At 75.3% G+C, this 18,547-nt stretch carries 15 protein-coding genes and 3 pseudogenes; 7 read left to right on the top strand and 11 right to left on the bottom strand.

Annotation, left to right across the window (positions count from 1 at the left end; genetic code table 11):
* The 3 genes and pseudogenes from CCE02nite_RS16440 to CCE02nite_RS16430 form a co-directional block, all read left to right on the top strand.
* Positions 1 to 198, top strand: a pseudogene (locus CCE02nite_RS16440) (bifunctional methylenetetrahydrofolate dehydrogenase/methenyltetrahydrofolate cyclohydrolase); the annotation flags it as partial.
* Between the two features lie 84 nt (positions 199 to 282).
* Positions 283 to 1,617, top strand: a complete 1,335-nt coding sequence (locus tag CCE02nite_RS16435; protein ID WP_141390698.1) for an MFS transporter — start codon at positions 283 to 285, stop codon at positions 1,615 to 1,617.
* A 101-nt stretch (positions 1,618 to 1,718) separates the two neighbouring features.
* Positions 1,719 to 2,522, top strand: a complete 804-nt coding sequence (locus CCE02nite_RS16430) for an exodeoxyribonuclease III (RefSeq protein ID WP_141390697.1) — start codon at positions 1,719 to 1,721, stop codon at positions 2,520 to 2,522.
* Positions 2,523 to 2,617: 95 nt separating this feature from the next.
* Here CCE02nite_RS16430 and galK read toward each other — a convergent pair.
* The 7 genes and pseudogenes from galK to CCE02nite_RS16400 all read right to left on the bottom strand — a co-directional run.
* Positions 2,618 to 3,778, bottom strand: a pseudogene (galK, locus tag CCE02nite_RS21080) (galactokinase); the annotation flags it as partial.
* A 159-nt stretch (positions 3,779 to 3,937) separates the two neighbouring features.
* Positions 3,938 to 5,140: pseudogene (galT, locus tag CCE02nite_RS21075) on the bottom strand (galactose-1-phosphate uridylyltransferase); the annotation flags it as partial.
* A 54-nt stretch (positions 5,141 to 5,194) separates the two neighbouring features.
* The gene (locus CCE02nite_RS16420; RefSeq protein WP_141390696.1) at positions 5,195 to 5,968 is read right to left on the bottom strand and encodes a DeoR/GlpR family DNA-binding transcription regulator; all 774 of its coding nucleotides are present in this window, start codon (positions 5,966 to 5,968) and stop codon (positions 5,195 to 5,197) included.
* A gap of 102 nt (positions 5,969 to 6,070) precedes the next feature.
* The gene (locus CCE02nite_RS16415) at positions 6,071 to 7,282 is read right to left on the bottom strand and encodes an ABC transporter permease (protein WP_141390695.1); all 1,212 of its coding nucleotides are present in this window, start codon (positions 7,280 to 7,282) and stop codon (positions 6,071 to 6,073) included.
* Entirely contained in the window at positions 7,279 to 8,175 is an 897-nt protein-coding gene (locus tag CCE02nite_RS16410) for an ABC transporter ATP-binding protein (protein WP_141390694.1), read from the bottom strand. The genes CCE02nite_RS16415 and CCE02nite_RS16410 overlap by 4 nt, the downstream gene beginning before the upstream one ends.
* Entirely contained in the window at positions 8,175 to 9,206 is a 1,032-nt protein-coding gene (locus tag CCE02nite_RS16405; protein ID WP_141390693.1) for an efflux RND transporter periplasmic adaptor subunit, read from the bottom strand. The genes CCE02nite_RS16410 and CCE02nite_RS16405 overlap by 1 nt, the downstream gene beginning before the upstream one ends.
* A 261-nt stretch (positions 9,207 to 9,467) precedes the next feature.
* Positions 9,468 to 10,616, bottom strand: a complete 1,149-nt coding sequence (locus CCE02nite_RS16400; protein ID WP_141390692.1) for an Mrp/NBP35 family ATP-binding protein — start codon at positions 10,614 to 10,616, stop codon at positions 9,468 to 9,470.
* Between the two features lie 109 nt (positions 10,617 to 10,725).
* Between CCE02nite_RS16400 and CCE02nite_RS16395 the strand changes: the two genes are divergently transcribed.
* Positions 10,726 to 11,523 (top strand): maleylpyruvate isomerase N-terminal domain-containing protein, encoded by a 798-nt coding sequence (locus CCE02nite_RS16395; RefSeq protein WP_141390691.1) that lies wholly within the window; start codon positions 10,726 to 10,728, stop codon positions 11,521 to 11,523.
* A gap of 19 nt (positions 11,524 to 11,542) precedes the next feature.
* Here the strand turns inward: CCE02nite_RS16395 and CCE02nite_RS16390 are convergent, their stop codons facing one another.
* Both CCE02nite_RS16390 and CCE02nite_RS16385 read right to left on the bottom strand, forming a co-directional pair.
* Positions 11,543 to 12,052 (bottom strand): DUF1003 domain-containing protein, encoded by a 510-nt coding sequence (locus CCE02nite_RS16390; protein WP_141390690.1) that lies wholly within the window; start codon positions 12,050 to 12,052, stop codon positions 11,543 to 11,545.
* The gene (locus CCE02nite_RS16385) at positions 12,045 to 13,385 is read right to left on the bottom strand and encodes a magnesium transporter MgtE N-terminal domain-containing protein (protein ID WP_047234082.1); all 1,341 of its coding nucleotides are present in this window, start codon (positions 13,383 to 13,385) and stop codon (positions 12,045 to 12,047) included. The genes CCE02nite_RS16390 and CCE02nite_RS16385 overlap by 8 nt, the downstream gene beginning before the upstream one ends.
* Before the next feature lie 132 nt (positions 13,386 to 13,517).
* On the opposite strand from CCE02nite_RS16385, the gene CCE02nite_RS16380 reads away from it, so the two are divergent.
* Positions 13,518 to 14,306: a YflT domain-containing protein gene (locus CCE02nite_RS16380; protein ID WP_141390689.1), complete on the top strand. Its 789-nt coding sequence runs from the start codon at positions 13,518 to 13,520 to the stop codon at positions 14,304 to 14,306.
* Positions 14,307 to 14,316: 10 nt separating this feature from the next.
* Here CCE02nite_RS16380 and CCE02nite_RS16375 read toward each other — a convergent pair whose 3' ends face one another.
* Both CCE02nite_RS16375 and CCE02nite_RS16370 read right to left on the bottom strand, forming a co-directional pair.
* The gene (locus CCE02nite_RS16375; protein WP_141390688.1) at positions 14,317 to 15,954 is read right to left on the bottom strand and encodes an aminopeptidase P family protein; all 1,638 of its coding nucleotides are present in this window, start codon (positions 15,952 to 15,954) and stop codon (positions 14,317 to 14,319) included.
* A complete protein-coding gene (locus CCE02nite_RS16370) occupies positions 15,951 to 16,853 on the bottom strand; it encodes an alpha/beta fold hydrolase (protein ID WP_141390687.1) in 903 nt (300 codons plus the stop codon). Before CCE02nite_RS16370 ends, CCE02nite_RS16375 begins: the two co-directional genes overlap by 4 nt.
* Before the next feature lie 118 nt (positions 16,854 to 16,971).
* Between CCE02nite_RS16370 and CCE02nite_RS16365 the strand changes: the two genes are divergently transcribed.
* On the top strand, positions 16,972 to 17,811 hold the full coding sequence (locus tag CCE02nite_RS16365; protein WP_170227344.1) for a PHP domain-containing protein: 840 nt from the start codon (positions 16,972 to 16,974) through the stop codon (positions 17,809 to 17,811).
* Between the two features lie 7 nt (positions 17,812 to 17,818).
* Positions 17,819 to 18,451: a MarC family protein gene (locus CCE02nite_RS16360; protein ID WP_141390685.1), complete on the top strand. Its 633-nt coding sequence runs from the start codon at positions 17,819 to 17,821 to the stop codon at positions 18,449 to 18,451.
* Positions 18,452 to 18,547 lie beyond the last annotated feature (96 nt).

The following is an 18,547-nucleotide window of genomic DNA, read 5'->3' as shown; positions in this document are numbered from 1 at the left end:
GGCGCCGTCGTCATCGACGTCGGCGTCTCGCGCGAGGCCGACCCCGAGACGGGCAAGAGCCGAGTCGTCGGAGACGCCGCGCCGGACGTCGCCGAGGTCGCGGGCTGGATCTCGCCGAACCCCGGCGGGGTCGGGCCCATGACGCGCGCGATGCTCCTCGCGAACGTCGTCGACGCGGCGGAGCGCGCCTCCGCCTGACCTCGTCCCAGGGCGCGGTCGTGGGGAACCACGGCCGCGCCCTGCGACGTTCCCGGGGCGACGCGCAGGCGCTAGTCTGCGCGAGTGACGAGGGCGCGCATCGCGACGACGGCGGCGTACGCCGTGCAGGGCTTCGGGTTCGCCGTGGTGCTCACGAGCATCCCCGGGTACAAGGAACGGCTCGGCATGGGCGACGACGTCGTCACGCTCGTCGTGCTGGGCGTGTGCGTCCTCGCCGGGCTGGGCAGCGCGCTGTCCGGCGTCGTGGCGGCGCTCCGTGGCGCGCGCGCCGTGGTCGTGGGCGGCCTGCTCCTCGCGGCGCTCGCGGTCGCGGGCGTCGGGCTCGCGCCGTCCTGGCCCGTCTTCTTCGTCGCGATCGGGCTGTACGGGCTCGCGCTCGGCGCGGTCGACGCGGCGATGAACATGCTGGGGATCGACGTCGAGCGCGCGCACGGCCGCAGCCTGCTCGCGTCGTTCTTCGCAGCCAACGCCGCCGGAGGCGTGCTCGGCGCGCTCGCCGTCTCGGGCAGCGCGCTCGTCGGGCTCGGCCAGCCGGTCGCGCTCCCGCTCGTGGCGCTGCTCGTGGCCGCGGGCGCCGTCTGGCTCGCGCTGCGGCTGCCCGACGGCGGCACGACCGTCCCGGGTGTCGTGGCCCCGGGCGGGACTCCGGGCACGGAGCGGTCGGCCGAGGCGGACACGGTGGGGGTCGGGGCGGCGGTCGGGGTGGCGGGCGACGGTCGCGGCACGGCGCCGCTCGGGACCGCGACGTGGGTCGCGGCCGGCACGATCGCGCTGCTCGGCGCGGGCATGCTCGCGTTCCCCGTCGCGGACTCCGCGGTGTCGAGCTGGAGCGCGACGTTCCTGCGCGACGTCCTCGCGGCGAGCGCGGCCGCCGCGCCGCTGGGGTACGCGGCGTACCAGGCGGCGCTCATCGTGTCTCGGCTCGTGGGGGACGGTCTCGTCGAGCGTCTCGGCCGGGTGCGGGTCGTGCGGCTGGGAGGGACGCTCGGGGCTCTCGGGTTCGTCGCGGCGGCGGCGGCGCCCGCCTGGCCCGTCGCGGTGCTCGGGCTGGCCGCGACCGGGCTCGGGCTCGGCGTCGTCGCGCCCCTCGCGTTCTCCGCGATCGGGGACCGCGCCCGCGAGACGGTGGCGGCGGGAAGGGGAACGGGATCGGCGGAGCCGTCGGCCGGGATCGTCGCGACGGTCACGGACCGCGCGGTCGCGCGCCTCAACGTGTTCACCTACGCGGGAGCGGTGCTCGGGGGCGTGCTCACCGGCGTCTTCGCGACCGCTCATCAGCTCCGGGTCGGGTTCGTCGTCCTTGCCGTGCTCGCGGCGGTCTCCGCAGTGCTCGCCGGCGCGTTCCGGCCCACGCGCGCCGCCCTCGTGAGCGTGAGCGAGGCCACGCCGCCCGCGTGACGCCGGGGACCCGCCCTGTCGGTGGCGTGTGATGGGATGGCCGGCGTGCCGCGACCGTCTGGCGGCCGCGCGCGACCGCCATCGAGGGAGGACGAGCCCACTTGCTCACCATCGCCACCGCCAACGTCAACGGGATCCGCGCCGCGTACCGTCGCGGGATGGACGCCTGGATCGCGTCCCGCACGCCCGACGTCCTGCTGCTCCAGGAGGTCCGCGCCCCCGACTCGGTCGTGAACGACCTCCTCGACGGGTGGCACGTCGCGCACCAGGCGTGCGACGTCAAGGGCCGGGCGGGCGTCGCCGTCGCCTCGCGGCTGCCCGTCTCCGCCGTGCGCGTCGGGCTGGGCGCCGGCGAGCCGGAGCCGCCCGTCGACACGGGCCGCTGGGTCGAGGCGGACCTCGAGCTGCCCGACGGCGGCCGAGTCACCGTCATCTCCGCGTACATCCACTCCGGCACCGTGAGCCAGCCGGAGACGATGGTCGCGAAGTACGCCTACCTCGAGAAGGTCACGGCACGCCTGCGCGAGCTCGCGGCCACGGGGGAGAAGGTCCTGCTCGCCGGCGACCTCAACATCGCCCACCACAACGTCGACATCAAGAACTGGAAGGGCAACCTGAAGAGCGCCGGCTTCCTCCCGGAGGAACGCGCGTACGTCGACGTCTGGCTCGACCAGGTCGGCCTCGTGGACCTCGGTCGCGTCCACGGCGGCGAGGGCCCCGGCCCGTTCACGTGGTGGTCGTGGCGCGGGCGCGCGTTCGACAACGACTCGGGCTGGCGCATCGACTACCAGCTCGCCACGCCGTCGCTCGCGGAGCGCGCCGTCAAGGTCGAGGTCGACCGCGCGCCGACGCACGACGAGCGCTGGAGCGACCACGCCCCCCTCGTCGTCACGTACGACGTCTGAGACCTTCCGCTCCCGCCGAACACGACATGAGGGGCGTCATGTGCCACATAGCGACCCTCATGTCGTGTTCGGCGGCGTGTGAGGTCGTGCGCGCGTCAGGCGACGCGTTCCGCCGGTGCGGACGGGGCCGCGAGGAGGAAGCCGGGGGCGCCGAGGCCCTCGCGCTCGAACGCCGAGCGGACGGCGTCGGCGACGGCCTCGACCTGGTCGGCGCGGACGAGCGCGATCGCGGAGCCGCCGAACCCGCCGCCGGTCATGCGCGCGCCGAGCGCGCCGGCGACGCGCGCGGCGTCCACGGCGACGTCGAGCTCGACGCTCGAGACCTCGTAGTCGTCGCGCAGCGACGCGTGCGACGCGTTCATGAGCGGTCCGACGGCGTCGGGGCGCCCGTCGCGCAGGAGAGCGACGAGGTCCCGCACGCGGCCGATCTCCGTGACGACATGACGCACGCGGCGGCGCGCGACGTCGTCGGGCAGCTTCTCCAGGGCGACGGCGAGCGCCCCGGCGGGGTCGCCGCTCGTGGCGACGCTGTCCGCGAGCTCGCGCAGGGAGCTCAGCCCGAGCGTCCGCGCGGCGTCCTCGCACGTGGCGCGCCGCGCCGCGTACTGGCCGTCGACGAGCCGGTGCTCGGCGCGCGTGTCGACGACGAGCAGGGCCAGCCCCGCGGCGTCCAGGTCGAACGGCACCTGCTCGGCCGACTCGACGGGGTCGAGGCCGGGACGGCAGTCGAGGAGCAGCGCGTGCCCCGCGTGCGCGCGCAGCGACGCGGACTGGTCCATCCCGCCGGTCGGGGCGCCCGCGATCTCGTTCTCGGCACGGACGCTCGCGGAGGCCAGAGCGGCGCGGCCGGCGTCGGTCGAGGCCAGGCCCAGCCCGGCGACGTCGTCGAGCGCGACCGCGACCGCGCACTCGAGAGCGGCCGACGAGGAGAGCCCGGCCCCGAACGGGACGCTCGAGTCGACCGCCGCGTCGAAGCCCGTGACGGCGCCCGGGTCGGCGCCCTGCGCGACGAGGTGCTCGCGCAGTGCCCACGCGACGCCGGCGACGTACGACCCCCACCCGGAGACCGTGCCCGGGGCGACGTCCTCCAGCGACGTGGTCCACGTCTCGCCCGGCGCCTGGGCCGACGCGAGCCGGACGACCGAGTCCGGGCGCGGGCGCAGCGCGACGTACGTGCGGTGGGGGAGCGCGATCGGCAGGCACAGGCCCGCGTTGTAGTCGGTGTGCTCGCCGATGAGGTTGACGCGACCGGGCGCCGCCCAGACGTGGACCTCGCCCTGGAGGTCGTCGTCACCCTCGTCGCCGGACCCCGCGCCGCGCCCCTCCCCGAACGCGGCGTCGAGGACCGCGCGGGCCCGGGCCGCGCCGTCGTCGTCGGACCACGAACGGACCCACCCGCGCGCGGCGCTCGACGGGGCGAGCTCCTGGAGCCGTGCCGCGATCCGCTCGGGGGTCGTGTCGCTGATCCACGCGCCCATGCCCGACTCCGACCCGGCGAGGTACTTGAGCTTGCCCGGCGCGCGCAGGACGGAGAAGACCTGGAGGTGGAGACGCGCGAGCGTCACGTCGTCCGTCCCGCCGTCCGCGACGGATCGGCCCTCGTGCGCCGGGGCCTGGTGCCATGCCGCGATGTAGGGGAGCGGGATGGGGGCGCCGTCGGCCGTCTCGAAGAACCGGTCGAGGCGGCGCAGGAGCTCGAGGTAGGCGGTGGCGAGGTCGTCGCGCTCGGCGTCGGTGAGCGCCGGGAGGTCGGGCACATCGCGCCGCGGCGCGAGGTGGACCTCGACGGGCCAGCGCGCCGCGAACGGCACGTACGCGACCCAGTGCTCGGTCTCGAGCACGACGCGACGCCCGTCGGCGAGCTCGGCGTCGAGGACGTCGCGCAGCAGGTTGCGGCCCGTGCGGCGGTGGTGCTCGCGCGCCTCGTCGAGCAGCGCGCGGGTGCGCGGCGTGACGTACGGGTAGCCGTAGATCTGCCCGTGCGGGTGGTGCAGCGTGACGCCGATCTCCTGGCCCCGGTTCTCGAAGCAGAAGACCTGCTCGACCCCGGGCTCTGCCCCGAGCGCGGCGGTACGGTCGGCCCACGCGTCGATGATCGTGCGCACGCGCTGCGGCGAGAGCGCGCCGAACGAGGTGTGGTGGTCGCTCGAGAAGCACACGACCTCGCACCGGCCCGCGGCGGGGGCGTGGAGCTGGAGCGGCCTGTCCTCGACGACGGCGTCGGCGACGCCGGGGACGTGCTGGAGCGACGGGAAGCGGTTCTCGAAGACGACGACGTCGTAGTCGGTGTCGGGGACCTCGCCGTCCGAGTAGGCGGCTCCGGGACGCGCGGGGCACAGCGGGCACGAGTCCGCCGCCGGGAGGAACGTGCGGTTCATCCGGTGGGCGGCGAGGGGCACCCAGTCACCCGTGAGCGGGTCGCGGCGCATCTCCGGCCCGACGTACGGCTGCGGCGTCCCGTCGGGGCCGGGGACCGGGGCGAACCGGTCGGGCAGCGGACGGGGGTCGTCGAGCCGACGTGAGCGCTCACCCGAGACGTACGCGGGCGAGTCGTCGAAGTAGACGAGCTCGCGTCCGTCGGCGAGGCGGGTCGAGGTGCGGCGCAGGTGCGGGTTCATGCGTGCGGTGTTCCGATCGCGGTGCGGTGGGGAGGCGGCGGCTGCGGTCCGCCGTCAGGCGACGACGAGCTGCTCGACGAGGTCCTGGACCCGGCCGCGCTCGCCCTCGGCGAGCCCGGCGTCGGTGACGAGGACGTCCACGTCCGCGAACGTCGCGAAGACGCGCAGCCCTGTCGTGTGCCACTTCGTGTGGTCGGCGAGGACGACGGTGCGGCCCGCGGACTCGATGAGCGCGCGATTGGTCGCGGCCTCGTCCAGGTTCGGGGTCGTGAGCCCGATCTCCGGGTCCACGCCGTGCGCCCCGACGAACGCGAGGTCGACGCGCAGGCCCGCGAGCGCGGCCTCCGCGAGCGGGCCGACGAGCGCGTCGGACGGGGTGCGGCTGCCGCCCGTGAGGATCGTCTCCAGGCGCGGGTCGTTCGCCCGGTGCAGGATCTCGGCGACCGGGAGGGAGTTCGTGACGACCGTCAGGGGGCGCAGCGCGGGGTCCGCGGCGATGCGGGCGGCGAGCAGGTGGGTCGTCGTGCCGGCGCTCAGCGCGACCGACGCGTTCGCGGTGATGAGGCGAGCGGCGGCCGTCGCGATGGCCTCCTTCTCCGCGGCCTCGCGCGAGCTCTTGGCGGCGAAGCCCGGCTCGTGCGCGGTGGTGTGCGGGGCGACGGCGCCCCCGTGGACCTTGCGGACCAGGCCCTGGTCGGCGAGCTCGACGAGGTCGCGCCGGATCGTCATGTCCGACACCCCGAGCTCCCGGGTCAGGTCGCCGATGCGGACCGCGCCGTGATCCCGGATCTCCGCGAGGATGCGCTCCTGGCGCTGTGAGGCGAGCATGCGAACAGTATTGTCCACATCGCCGAGAAATCCAACACGATCGAACATGACCGAACATCGCGGCCGGGCGGCCGGCCCGACAGGCCGGACCGGCCGCCCGGGTCAGTAGCGGATCGCGTCGATCACCTTGACCCGGACGGCGACGAGCGCCGGGAGGAGACCCGCGAGCGCTCCGATCCCGACGGCGGCGAGCATGCCCGTCACCGCGGCGGAGAACGGGAAGCCGGGGGCGTCCTGGACGGCCGAGCCCATGAGTGCGTCGAGCGGGACGTTGTGGAGAGCGACGACCGCGACGGTCACGCCCAGCACGCCTGCGACGGTCGTCGCGACGACGCTCTCCATCATCACGGAGAAGAAGACGCGTCCTGAGCTCGCGCCGAAGCTCCGGCGGATCCCGATCTCGCGGATGCGGTACCGCACGGTGACGAGCGCGATGTTGACGAGCCCGAGCCCGCCGAGCAGGAGCGCGATCACGCTGACGCCGAGCACGACCCAGCGGATGGCGCCGTCGACGACGGCGTAGCCCGCCGAGTCCGACCGGAAGACGTCGGCCTGCGTGCCGCCGAGCGCCCCGGCGACGTCGCGCTGGATCGCCTCGACGAGCCCGTCGGCGAGGTCGTCGGGGACCCACAGCTCGAGTCGCGGAGGGCCGGTCATCTCGAGCGACTCGGGCGTGACCCAGGCCGACTGGGCGTCCACGAGGACGTAGGCCTGCGGCTCGGCCTGCGGCCAGTCGTCGGGGAACGCCCCGACGACGGTCGCGACCACCGGGTTGTCGCCCCCGATCGTCACGGTCGGGTGCTCCGCGACGGTCACGCCGCCGAGCGCGTCGAGGAACGCCTGGTTGACGACGAGAGCGGGGGCGAGGCGGTCGGCGTCGGCATCCGTGAACCACCGGCCCGACGTCACCTCGAAGCGGTGCATCGTGGCCCAGTCGGCCTCGACGCCGGTCGTGTAGACCTCGCGCGTGCCGTCGGGGAAGCGGACGGGTGCGGGCGCGTCGCGCAGCATCGACGAGTAGCCGATCGCGTAGCGCTCGACGACCTCGTCGAACACGCGCTCGTACTCCTCGGGAGCGGGCATGACGCTCCCGCCCTCGCCCGTCGGCCACGCCGACACCTGGAGCGTCGCGGCGCGCCCGTTCCACCGGTCGTTCTGCTCGGCGGAGACCTGGCGCAGCATCTCGCCGGCCGCGGAGATCGCGGTGATCGCGCAGACCGCGACGGCGACGCCGACGAGTGCGAGCAGGACGCGCACCTTGTGGACGCGGAGCTCGTCCCACGCCTCGAGGACCGCGCCGACGACCCCGGTCACGCGGCGTCCCCCGTCCGCGGGGGCGCGCCGTGCGAGGCGACCAGCGGGCGGGCGACGTGCTCCGCCTGGTCGTCGCCGGCCTCGAGCGCGTGCGGCGCGGTGTCGTCGTGCGCGCCCGGACCGGAGGGCCCGACGCCGCCGGTGCCCGGGCGCGCGCCGTCCCCGCTCGTCGCCTCGAGCGCGGCGAGCGACCCCGCGCTGCGCGCACTGATGGCGATCGGTGCGAGCACGCCGTCGGCGAGACGGAACTGCCGGGCCGCGCGCGACGCGACGGCGAGGTCGTGCGTGATGGCGATGAGCGCCGACCCGTTCTCGCGCGCGATGGTGTCCAGCAGGTCCATGACCTCGCTGCCGGTGTCGACGTCGAGCGCGCCGGTCGGCTCGTCCGCGAGGATCACGCGCGGCACGCGCACGAGCGCGCGGGCGATGGCGACGCGCTGCTGCTCCCCGCCCGAGAGCTTCTCCGGGCGCGTGTCGAGGCGGTCGCCGAGGCCGACCCGTTCGAGCATCTCCGCGGCGAGCGTCCGGCGCTGCCAGAACTGCCGTCCGCGCGCGTACAGCAGCGGTGCGACGACGTTCTCGAGCGCCGTGCGGCCCTGGAGCAGGTTGAACTGCTGGAACACGAACCCGAAGTCCGTGCCGCGGCGCCGCGCCCGGGCGCGGCCGGAGAGCCGGCCGATGGGGACGCCGTCGAGCAGGTACTCCCCGCCCGTCGGGGTGTCGAGGAGCCCGAGGATGTTGAGGAGGGTGGACTTGCCGGTGCCCGAGCGGCCGACGATCGAGACGTGCTCGCCCGCGGCGACCGTGAGGTCGATGCCGCGCAGGATCTCGAGCTCCCGGTCGTCGGGCAGCAGCACCGAGCGGGCGACCCCGCCGAGCTCCAGCAGGCTCATCAGTAGCCGGCCTCTCCGCTGTCGTCGACGCCCGTCATGCCGTCCATGACAGGTACGACGTCCTGGCCGGGCACGAACTCGAGGACCTCGTCGCCCTCGGCGAGCCCCTCGGTGACCTGCACGACGCTGCCGTCCGTGAGGCCGAGCGTGACGGCGCGCTCCTCGGGCTCGCCGTCCGCGCCGACGACCCACACCTTGCCCTGCTCGACCCGGCCCAGGACCGCGGTCACGGGGACGACGAGGGCGCCCTCGACCGAGCCCGCGGTGATCTCGAGCTCGGCCGCGAGCCCGGCGAAGACGGTGACGTCGCCCGGGACGGCGCACGTGACGCTCGCCGAGGTCGCGCCCGCGGCGGGGTCGGTCGCGCCCTCCTCGGGCGCCCCGGCGGGAGCGGCGGCCGTGCCCAGGCGGAGGTTGGTGCAGGTGAACGGGGCGGGCCCACCGGTGACGGTGACGGTCGCCTCGGTCGGGATCTGGAGCAGGCGGAACTGCTGCTCGGCGACCATGCTGCCCGTGACGGAGAGCGTGCCGGGGGAGACCGACGCGAAGTCCTCCCCGACCGCGACCTCCTGGTCCTTCAGGGCCGTGAACGTGGCGATCGTGCCGGCGGTGGTGGACTTGACGGTCTCCCTCGTCACCTTCGGCCGGCGCTCGGTGACCGTGACCTCGCCGGTCTCCGGGTCGGTCTCGGTCAGGGGCTCGCGGGGCTCCTCGAGGGTCACCTCGAGGAGCGGCGCCCCGGCCTCGACGACGTCGCCGGGCGTGGCGTGCACGGCCGTCACGACGCCCCGCTGGGTGACCTTCTGCGGGGCCGCCGGGTCGGCGACGATCTGCCCGGTCAGGGTCACGGTGTTCGTGACGTCGCCGGTGGTCACGGCCACGCGGGGCTCGACGAGCTCGGCGGAGGGGGCGGCCGGGTCGGCGGGCGGTTCGGGAGCGGAACGGAAGGCGATCACGGCGAGCGCGGTGGCGATGACCCCCCAGATGACGATGCGGAGGGCGGGGAAGACGAACCGGCGGGTGATACCCACGTGCGGGCTCCTGGGGCGACGGTGGCGGACGGCGAGCGGGCGCTGCGCGGCGGGCGGGTGGACGCCCAGCCCGAGGCTAGGGGGCGGGGTGTGCGGGCGTCGTCATCCCTGGGGCGGAGTTCTGTCGTGATCTCTCCACCGTGGGGTCACTGTCCGGTAACGGGCGGAGGCGCACTGGGAGAAGGCAGGGCACCCCATGGGGCGGTGGAGGCCCGGTGGCCCTACGTCGACGACCCGCGGGCCCGGTCCGACCGGCCTCGGTCAGACCACCGTGACGCCGAGCGAGCGGCCCGCGAGACCGCGCGGCCGGCGCGCGAGGCCGAGGGCGACGTCGTGCAGCGCGACGGCCGCGGGCGAACCGGGGTCGGCGAGGACCACCGGGGTACCGCCGTCGCCGGCCTCGCGCAGCGACACGTCGAGGGGGACCTGGCCGAGGAGCGGGACGGTGGTGCCCGTGGCGCGCGACAGGTTCGCGGCGACGCGCTCGCCGCCGCCGGACCCGAAGACCTCCAGCCGCGACCCGTCCGGCTGCTCGAGCCACGACATGTTCTCGACGACGCCCACGACGCCCTGCTGCGTCTGCGTGGCGACCGAGCCCGCGCGCTCCGCGACCTCGGCGGCCGCGACCTGCGGTGTCGTGACCACGACGATCTCGCTGCCCGGCAGGAGCTGCGCCACGGAGATCGCGATGTCGCCCGTCCCGGGCGGCAGGTCGAGGAGCAGCACGTCGAGATCGCCCCAGAAGACGTCCGCGAGGAACTGCTGGAGGGCGCGGTGCAGCATCGGTCCGCGCCACACGACCGGCTGGCCGGGCGGGACGAACATGCCGATCGAGACGACCTTCACGCCGTGCGCGATCGGCGGCAGCAGCATGTTGTCGACGCGCGTGGGCTGCCGGTCGACGCCCAGCATGCGCGGGATGGAGAACCCGTAGATGTCCGCGTCGACGACGCCGACCTCGAGACCCTGGGCCGCGAGCGCGACCGCGAGGTTCGCCGTGACGGACGACTTGCCCACCCCGCCCTTGCCCGACGCGATCGCGTAGACCCGCGTCAGCGACTCCGGCTTCGCGAACGGGATCTCGGGCTCGCCCACGCCGCCGCGCAGCATCGTGCGCAGCTCCGCGCGCTGCTCCGCGCTCATGACGCCCAGCTCGACGCGCACGTCCGCCACGCCGTCGACCGCGCGGACGGCCGCGTCGACGTCGCGCGACAGGGTGTCGCGCATGGGGCACGTCGCGACCGTGAGGTCCACGCCCACCGTCACGACCGCGCCCGGCGCACCGGGCGCGACCGCGACCGAGCGGATCATGCCGAGGTCCGTGACGGGGCGGCGGATCTCCGGGTCGAGGACCGCGGAGAGGGCCTGCCGGACGGCGTGCTCGAGCTGGTCTGCGGCGGGGTCGGGCATGGACCCATCGTAGGCGTGCACGCGGCACCGTCCGCCGGGCCCTAGGTCCCGGGACGGACGTGAGCGGCATCGCAGGCCGTGGTGCGCCGAACGGGTCTACCGTGCTCGGATGGACGCCCTGGCCTCCCTCGCACGGGACAGCGAGCTGTTCGGCGACGCCGTGCGGAGCGCGCTCCCGGACGCGCGCGTGCCGTCGTGCCCCGAGTGGACGGGAGCGGACCTGCTCTACCACCTCGCGGAGGTGCAGGACTTCTGGGCGCGCGTCGTCGGGCCTGCGCCCGGGCGGGGGCTCGACGGCGACGACGTCGACCCGCTCGCCCGCCCGTCGTCGGACGCCGAGCTGCCCGCGCTGCTCCAGCGCTCGACGAGCCGGCTCGTCGCCGCGCTCACCGGCCGGGACCCCGAGGAGCCCTGCTGGTCGTGGCACGAGGAGGGCCGCCACGTCGGCTGGGTCCTGCGCCGACAGGCGCACGAGGCGCTGATCCACCGCGCGGACGCGGAGCTCACGGCCGGTCGGGACGTGACGCCCGCCGACCCGGTCGTCGCGGCGGACGGCGTCGACGAGGTGCTGTCGGTCATGGTCGACGGCGTGCCCGGCTGGGGCGTGTTCACGCCCGACGGCGCGACGGTGTCGGTGGTCGTGGACGGGTTCGGGGAGAGGCCCCGGAGCTGGGAGCTCGCGTTCGGGCGCTTCACGGGGACGGGCCCGGAGTCGGGCACCGCGTACGACCTCGACGTCGCGCAGCTCGTCGACCTGCCCGGCTCGACCACGACGCAGGTGGCCGGTCCCGCGTGGGCCCTGGACCTGTGGCTGTGGGGCCGTGGGACGGCTGCCGGCCTGACCGTCGAGGGCGACCCGGCGCTCGTCGAGCGCCTGCGCCGCGTGGCGGCCGAGGGGACGCAGTAGGGGCCCGGCGACCTCGACGTCAGCGGTCGGCAGGCTCGTCGTCGGCCGGACGGGTCGACTTCTCCTCGAGCTCTTCGAGCAGGTTGCGGATCTCCGAGCGGACGAAGTCGCGGGTGGCGACCTCGCTCAGCGCGATGCGCAGGGCGGCCATCTCGCGCGCGAGGTACTCGGTGTCGGCGAGGTTGCGCTCGGCGCGCTGGCGGTCCTGCTCGGCGGTCACGCGGTCGCGGTCGTCCTGGCGGTTCTGCGCGAGCAGGATGAGGGGCGCCGCATACGACGCCTGGAGCGAGAGCATGAGCGTGAGCGCCGTGAACCCGAACTCCGCGGAGTCGAACCGCAGGCCCTCCGGCCCCCACGAGTTCCAGATGATCCACACCGCGCAGAACACGGTGAGGTAGACGAGGAACCGGGGCGTGCCGAGGAACCGGGCGATGCCCTCGGTCGCCCGGCCCACCGCGTCCTGATCGACCTTGACCCGCGGGATGAGGGAGCGCCGCGCGCTCTTCGGCGTGTCGAGGCGGTCAGCCACGGGTCACCCCCGTCGCGCCGCCGCGGGCCGCGGGACGCGGCAGCGAGCCGGGGGCGAGCGCGGCGCGCGCCTGCTCGGTGTCCACGTCGTCGTCCGTCTCGCGCCAGTCGTCGGGCAGCATGTGGTCGAGCACGTCGTCGACGCTGATCGCGCCGAGCAGGCGCTTCTCCGCGTCGAGCACGGGCACGCACAGGAGGTCGTAGGTCGCGAGGATGCGCGTGACGCGCCCCAGCGGGGCGTCGGGCGCGACGCCCTCGACGTCGGAGTCGAGCACCGACCCGACGGCGGCGTGCGGGGGCTCGCGCAGCAGCCGCTGGAAGTGCGCGACGCCGAGGAACCGGCCGGTCGGCGTCTCGAGCGGGGGGCGCGCGACGAACACCATGGACGCGAGCGCGGGGGCGAGGTCCTTGCGCCGGATCTGCGCGAGCGCCGTGGCGATCGTCGTCTCGGGGCCGAGCACGACCGGCTCGGAGGTCATGAGGCCGCCCGCGGTGTCCTCCGCGTAGGCGAGCAGGCGGCGCACGTCGCGTGCCTCCTCCGGCTCCATGAGCTCGAGGAGCTGGGCCGCCTGCGCCTCCGGGAGCTCGTGCAGCAGGTCCGCCGCGTCGTCGGGCTGCATCGCCTCGAGGACGTCCGCGGCGCGGTCGGTGTCGAGGCCGGAGAGGATCGCGACCTGGTCGTCCTCCGGAAGCTCCTCGAGGACGTCGGCGAGCCGCTCGTTGTCGAGCGCGCCCGCGACCTCGAGCCGGCGCGTGTCGCCCAGGTCGTGGATGACGTCGGCGAGGTCGGCGGGCTTGAGGTCGTCGTAGGCGGCGAGGAGCATGGCGGCGCCCTGCGCCTCGGTGCCGCCCGCGAGGCCGGTGACCGCCCCGACGTCGACGACGATGGCGTCGCCCCGCCGGCGCAGGCCGAGCGTGCCCTTGTGCTGGGCCCTGCGCCGCACGTACAGCTTGGTGACGAGCCAGTCCCCGGTGCGCTGCCGCTCGATCGCGAGGTCCTCGATCGTCGCCGAGCCCGACCCGTCGACGAGCTCGACCGTGCGCTCCAGCAGCTCGCTCACCGCGAGCGTCTCCATCGCGCGCTGCTCGAACCGCCGCATGTTCACCAGGCCCGTGGAGATGACCTGGCCGGCGTCGATGCTCGTGACGCGCGTGAGAGGGAGGAAGACGCGGCGTCGTCCCGGCACCTCCACGACGAGGCCCACGGCGCGGGGCGCGCCCTTGGGCCGGATGAGCACGACGACGTCCCGCACCCGTCCGACCTGGTCGCCGATGGGGTCGAACACGCTGGTCCCGGCCAGACGCGCGACGAAGACGGTGGTGGCTGCGCTCACGCGGCCAGCCTACGCACGCGCCCCGGTCGCCGCGCGTTCCTCCGGTGGGTGGCGCCCCCGGGCGGTCCGGAGCCGCGGACGCGCGGGAGCGCGGGCCTCGCGCCGGCAGCACGAGTAGGACAGACTGGGCGAATGAGCATGTCACGCCCGGGTGCCGTCCCCCGTGTCCCCACCCCGCCCCGCGGTGAGGAGATCGCGTCGTACGCGACCTACCTCGAGGCGCAGAAGGCGGTCGACTTCCTCTCCGACAACAAGTTCGCGGTCGAGCTCGTGACGATCGTCGGCACCGACCTCAAGATGGTCGAGCGCGTGACGGGCCGGCTCACGTACGGGCGCGTCGCGATCGCGGGCGCGGCGTCCGGCGCGTGGTTCGGCCTCTTCGTCGGTCTGCTGCTGTTCCTCTTCTCCGGTGACGGCGCGTTCGTGCTCACCGCCATCGGGATCGGCGCCGGGTTCGGGCTGCTCTTCTCGGTGCTGTCGTACGCGCTCACGCAGGGCAAGCGCGACTTCACGTCGCAGAGCCAGATCGTCGCGTCGTCGTACGGGATCCTCTGCGCTCCCGAGCGCGCGGGCGACGCGCGCCAGCTCCTGTCGCGGATGCCGGAGGGCGCGGGCGGGGTCCGCGCGCCGGCCGCCCCCGCGAACCCGACGTGGGGCACGCCCGGGGCGACCCCGCCTCCCGCACCGACCGCGCCGGCGCCCGAGCCGCCGGCGGCCGCAGCTCCCGCTTCCGCGCCCACGCCCCCGGTCGCGCCGCCGGCCCGGACCCCCGACCCCCGCTGGACCACGCCGACCGGAGAGCCGCGCTACGGCGCCATGCGCCCGACGTCGGACCAGCCCGCCGACGCCCAGCCCGACGCCCAGCCTGCGCCCGGGGCGCAGCAGCCCGACCAGCCCGACCAGCCCGAGCGCCCCGCCTGACGGACGCGGATCAGCCGCGCAGGCGCGCCATCCAGGCCTCGACGTCCTCGGGGCGGCGGGGGAGCGCGGCCGAGAGGTTCTCGTTGCCGTCGGCCGTCACGAGCACGTCGTCCTCGATGCGGACGCCGATGCCCCGGTACTCCTCCGGGACGGCGAGGTCGTCCGCCTTGAAGTACAGGCCCGGCTCGATCGTGAAGACCATGCCGGGCTCCAGGACCCCGTCGAGGTAGAGCTCGCGGCGCGCCTGGGCGCAGTCGTGCACGTCGAGGCCGAGGTGGTGGCTCGTGCCGTGCACCATCCAGCGGCGGTGCTGCTGCCCGTCGGGTGACAGCGACTCGGCGGCGCTCACCGGGAGCAGGCCCCACTCCTCGAGGCGCGCGGCGACGACCTCCATCGCGGCGGCGTGCACGTCGCGGAAGCGCGCGCCCGGCACGGCGACGGCGAACGCGGCGTCCGCGGCGTCGAGCACCGCCTGGTACACGCGCCGCTGGACCTCGGTGTACTCGCCGTCCACGGGCAGCGTGCGCGTGACGTCCGCGGTGTAGAGCGAGTCGACCTCGACGCCCGCGTCGAGCAGCACGAGCTCGCCCGTGCGCACGACACCGTCGTTGCGGATCCAGTGCAGCGTCGTCGCGTGCTCGCCGGCCGCGGCGATCGTCTCGTAGCCGACCGTGTTGCCCTCGAGGCGCGCGTGCGCGTCGAACGTCGTCTCGATGACGCGCTCGCCGCGCCGGTGCTCGACGGCGCGCGCCAGGTTCCGCACGACCTCCTCGAAGCCCGCGATCGTCGCGGCGACGGCCTCGCGCATCTGCTCGACCTCGTGCGCGTCCTTGACGAGCCGCAGCTCGGAGACTGCCTCGACGAGCGCGGCGTCCGTGCGCCTGTAGGCGGCCTCCGCGCGCGCGAGCCACTCGGCCTCGGTGAGCTGCTCGTCCTGGGCGGCCTCGACGTCGTCCAGCCCGGCCTCGGCGCGGATCGCCTCGACGAGCGCCTCGACGGCCTCGTCGGCGCCCGCGACGACGAGCAGCGTCACCCCGCCCGGGCCGACGTCCTTCGCGAGCGCGTCGCGCAGCTCGTCCACGTGGCGGGCCTCGACGCCGGTGGCGGTCGTGACGTCGTCGAGCGACGGTCGCGCGCCCACCCAGAACTCGCCGTAGCGCGAGTCGGCGTAGAACTCCTCGGTGTCGCGCGCGGCGAGCGGGCGCACGTAGAGCACGGCGTGGTGGTCGGAGCCGCCGTCGCCGGTCCCGGGCTCCACGGGGTGCAGCACGAGCACCGCGTCGGGCTCCTGGTCCGTCCCGTAGCCGGTGAGGTGCGCGAACGCCGAGTGCGGGCGGAACCGGTAGTCGGTGTCGTTCGAGCGCGTCTTCAGCGGGCCGGCGGGCACCACGAGGCGCGCGCCCGGGAACCGGGCGGACAGCGCGGCGCGGCGGGCGACGGTGAACGCGGCGGCCGGGAGGGGCTCGACGTGGAGCTCCGCGCGCGGAGCCCAGCCGCTCGTGATGAAGGCCTTGAACGCGTCGGAGTCGGGGCGCTGCGAGCGGTTGCTGCCGCGCGCGGCCAGGTCCTGGCCCTCGCCGGCGTGCTCGGGGGCCCGGTCGGGCGTCTCGGACGTGGGCTCGGGCGTGACGGGGGTGGCGTCGGTCATGCCCCCAGTCTCGCACCGCGCACGCGGCCGAAGTCCGCGAGCGCGCGCCCGAGCACGCGGTTGAACGCCTCGGGGGCCTCGCTGTTGACGTCGTGACCGGCGCGCGGCACGACGACGAGCGCGGCGTCCGCGGCCGCGGCGAGATAGCGCTGCTCGTCGAGCCGCATGTGGTCGCGGGCGCCGTTGACGAGCCACACCGGCACGTCGACGTCGCGCACGTGGGCCAGCCACGAGCGGCCCGCGAGCTGGGAGAGGGCATCCGTGACGACGTGCCAGCCGGGCGCGGCCGGGGTCGGCGTGCCCGTGTCGGCCGGGCCGGCGAGCGCGTAGGACGACGCCGCACCGCCCGGGAGCGAGCGCCCGCCCCGGGCGATCGTGCCCCACGCGGCCGCGCTCGTGCGCGCGGCCCAGCGAGCACCGCGCCCGACGGCGCCCCCGCCCGCGACGACGAGGCGCGCGACGTCGCGGTAGAGCGCGACGGGCTTGCCCTTGGGGTCGGACGTGCAGGCCGCGGCGACGACGCCCGCGAGGCGGGCCGGGCGGCGGGCCGCCCAGGCGAGCGAGGTGTATCCGCCGAGCGAGAGCCCGACCAGGACGACCCGGCGGCCCGGGCCGAACGAGGCGGCGGCCTCGTCGATCACCTCGAAGGACCGGTCGAGCGTGAATCGCTCGTGCGCGCGGGCGCCGTGCGCGGGCAGGTCCACGGCGACGGCGTCGTGCCCCAGCGCGCGCACGTGCTCCACCTGGCGGTCCCAGATCGCGCCGGACGTGCGCATGCCGTGCACGAAGACGACGGCGGGCGGGCGCTCGGAACCGTCGGCGGACGCGTCGGTGCGGTGGCCGGGCGGGGTGAGGAGGGCGACGGGGGAGGGGGCGGGGGCGTGCGTCGTGGGGGTCATCGCTCCCGACTGTGGCACCCCAGCCTGGGACGGCCGTGGGGAGGGGCCGCGCCCTGTGTGCACATCGTGTGCGGGTCCCGTGCCGCCGACCCCGTGTGCCGTCACTATCCTGGGTCCCGTGCGCATCGACCTCCACACCCACTCGACCGCGTCGGACGGCACGGACGCGCCGGGGGAGGTCGTCGAAGCCGCGGCCGCGGCCGGGCTGGACGTCGTCGCGCTCACGGACCACGACACGACCGCCGGCTGGGCGCAGGCGACGGACGCCGCGCTGCGCCACGGCGTCGCCCTCGTGCGCGGCGCGGAGATCTCGGCGCGCTCGGGTCGCATCAGCGTGCACCTGCTCTCCTACCTGCACGACCCCGCGCACGCGGCGCTCCTCGCGGAGCTCGACCGCACGCGCGACGCGCGCACGAGCCGGGCCCGGCGGATGGTCGACCTCATCGCCGAGGACTACCCGATCACGTGGGATGATGTGCTCGCGCAGACCGTCGAGGGCACGACGATCGGGCGACCGCACATCGCGGACGCGCTCGTCGCGGCAGGGCTCTCGCCCGACCGCTCGGCGGCGTTCGCGACGATCCTCGCCACCGACACCCCGTACTACGTGCCCCACTACGCGCCCGACGCCGTCGCGGCGGTGCGGGGGATCCGTGCCGCGGGGGGCGTCCCCGTCTTCGCCCACCCGGGCGCGGACGGGCGAGGGCGCGTCGTGTCCGACGCGGTGATCGAGGAGATGACCGCGGCGGGCCTCGTCGGGCTCGAGGTGTTCCACCGCGACCACGACGAGCGTCAGCGCGCACGGCTCGAGGACCTGGCCCGCACCCTGGGCCTGTTCGTCACCGGGTCGAGCGACTACCACGGAGCCGGCAAACCGAACCGGCTCGGGGAGAACACGACAGCACCGACCGTGCTGGAGCAGATCGAGGAGCTGGGACAGTTGGACGTGATCCGATGATCGGACGATGAACGAGGTCTTCGACGTCCGGCTCTTCACGGAGGTCTTCGTCACCCTGTTCGTCATCATGGACCCGCCCGGCACCGTGCCGGTGTTCCTGGGCCTGACGAGCGCGATGGGTGCCAAGCAGCGCAACCAGGCGGCGCGCACCGCGATCCTCGTCGCGTTCGGCGTGATCGTCGCGTTCGCGGCGTTCGGCCAGCAGATCCTCAGCTACATGCACATCTCGCTGCCCGCGCTCCAGACCGCGGGCGGCCTGCTGCTGCTCCTCGTCGCGATGGAGCTGCTCACGGGCAAGATGGAGGAGCCGCAGCCGTCGGGCAACAAGGGCGTCAACGTCGCGCTCGTACCGCTCGGGACGCCGCTGCTCGCGGGCCCGGGCGCGATCGTCGCGACCATGGTGTTCGTGCAGCGCGCGGGGGAGCGCGGGGGCGGCGTCGCGGAGTGGGTCGCGATCGTCGCGGGCGTCGTCGCGGTGCACGTGTGCCTCTGGCTCTCCATGCGCTTCGCGAACGTGATCAACCGCGTGCTCGGCGACTCCGGGACCATCCTCGTCACGCGCATCGCCGGCCTCCTGCTCGCGGCCATCGCGGTCCAGCTCGTCGCCGACGCCGTCACGCAGTTCGTCCAGACAGCCTGACGCCCGCTGCGCGGCGGGTCGTGCCGCGGCGCACGAGGTGCGGCTCCTGGCGCGGTACCTGGGGGCGTCGCGAAAGACCTCGCGGCGGCCGGCGGG

This window comes from Cellulosimicrobium cellulans (assembly GCF_006539945.1).
Lineage (GTDB): Bacteria > Actinomycetota > Actinomycetes > Actinomycetales > Cellulomonadaceae > Cellulosimicrobium > Cellulosimicrobium cellulans.
Note: the sequence above shows the minus strand (reverse complement) of the source record. Positions and strands in the feature narration are given on the sequence as shown.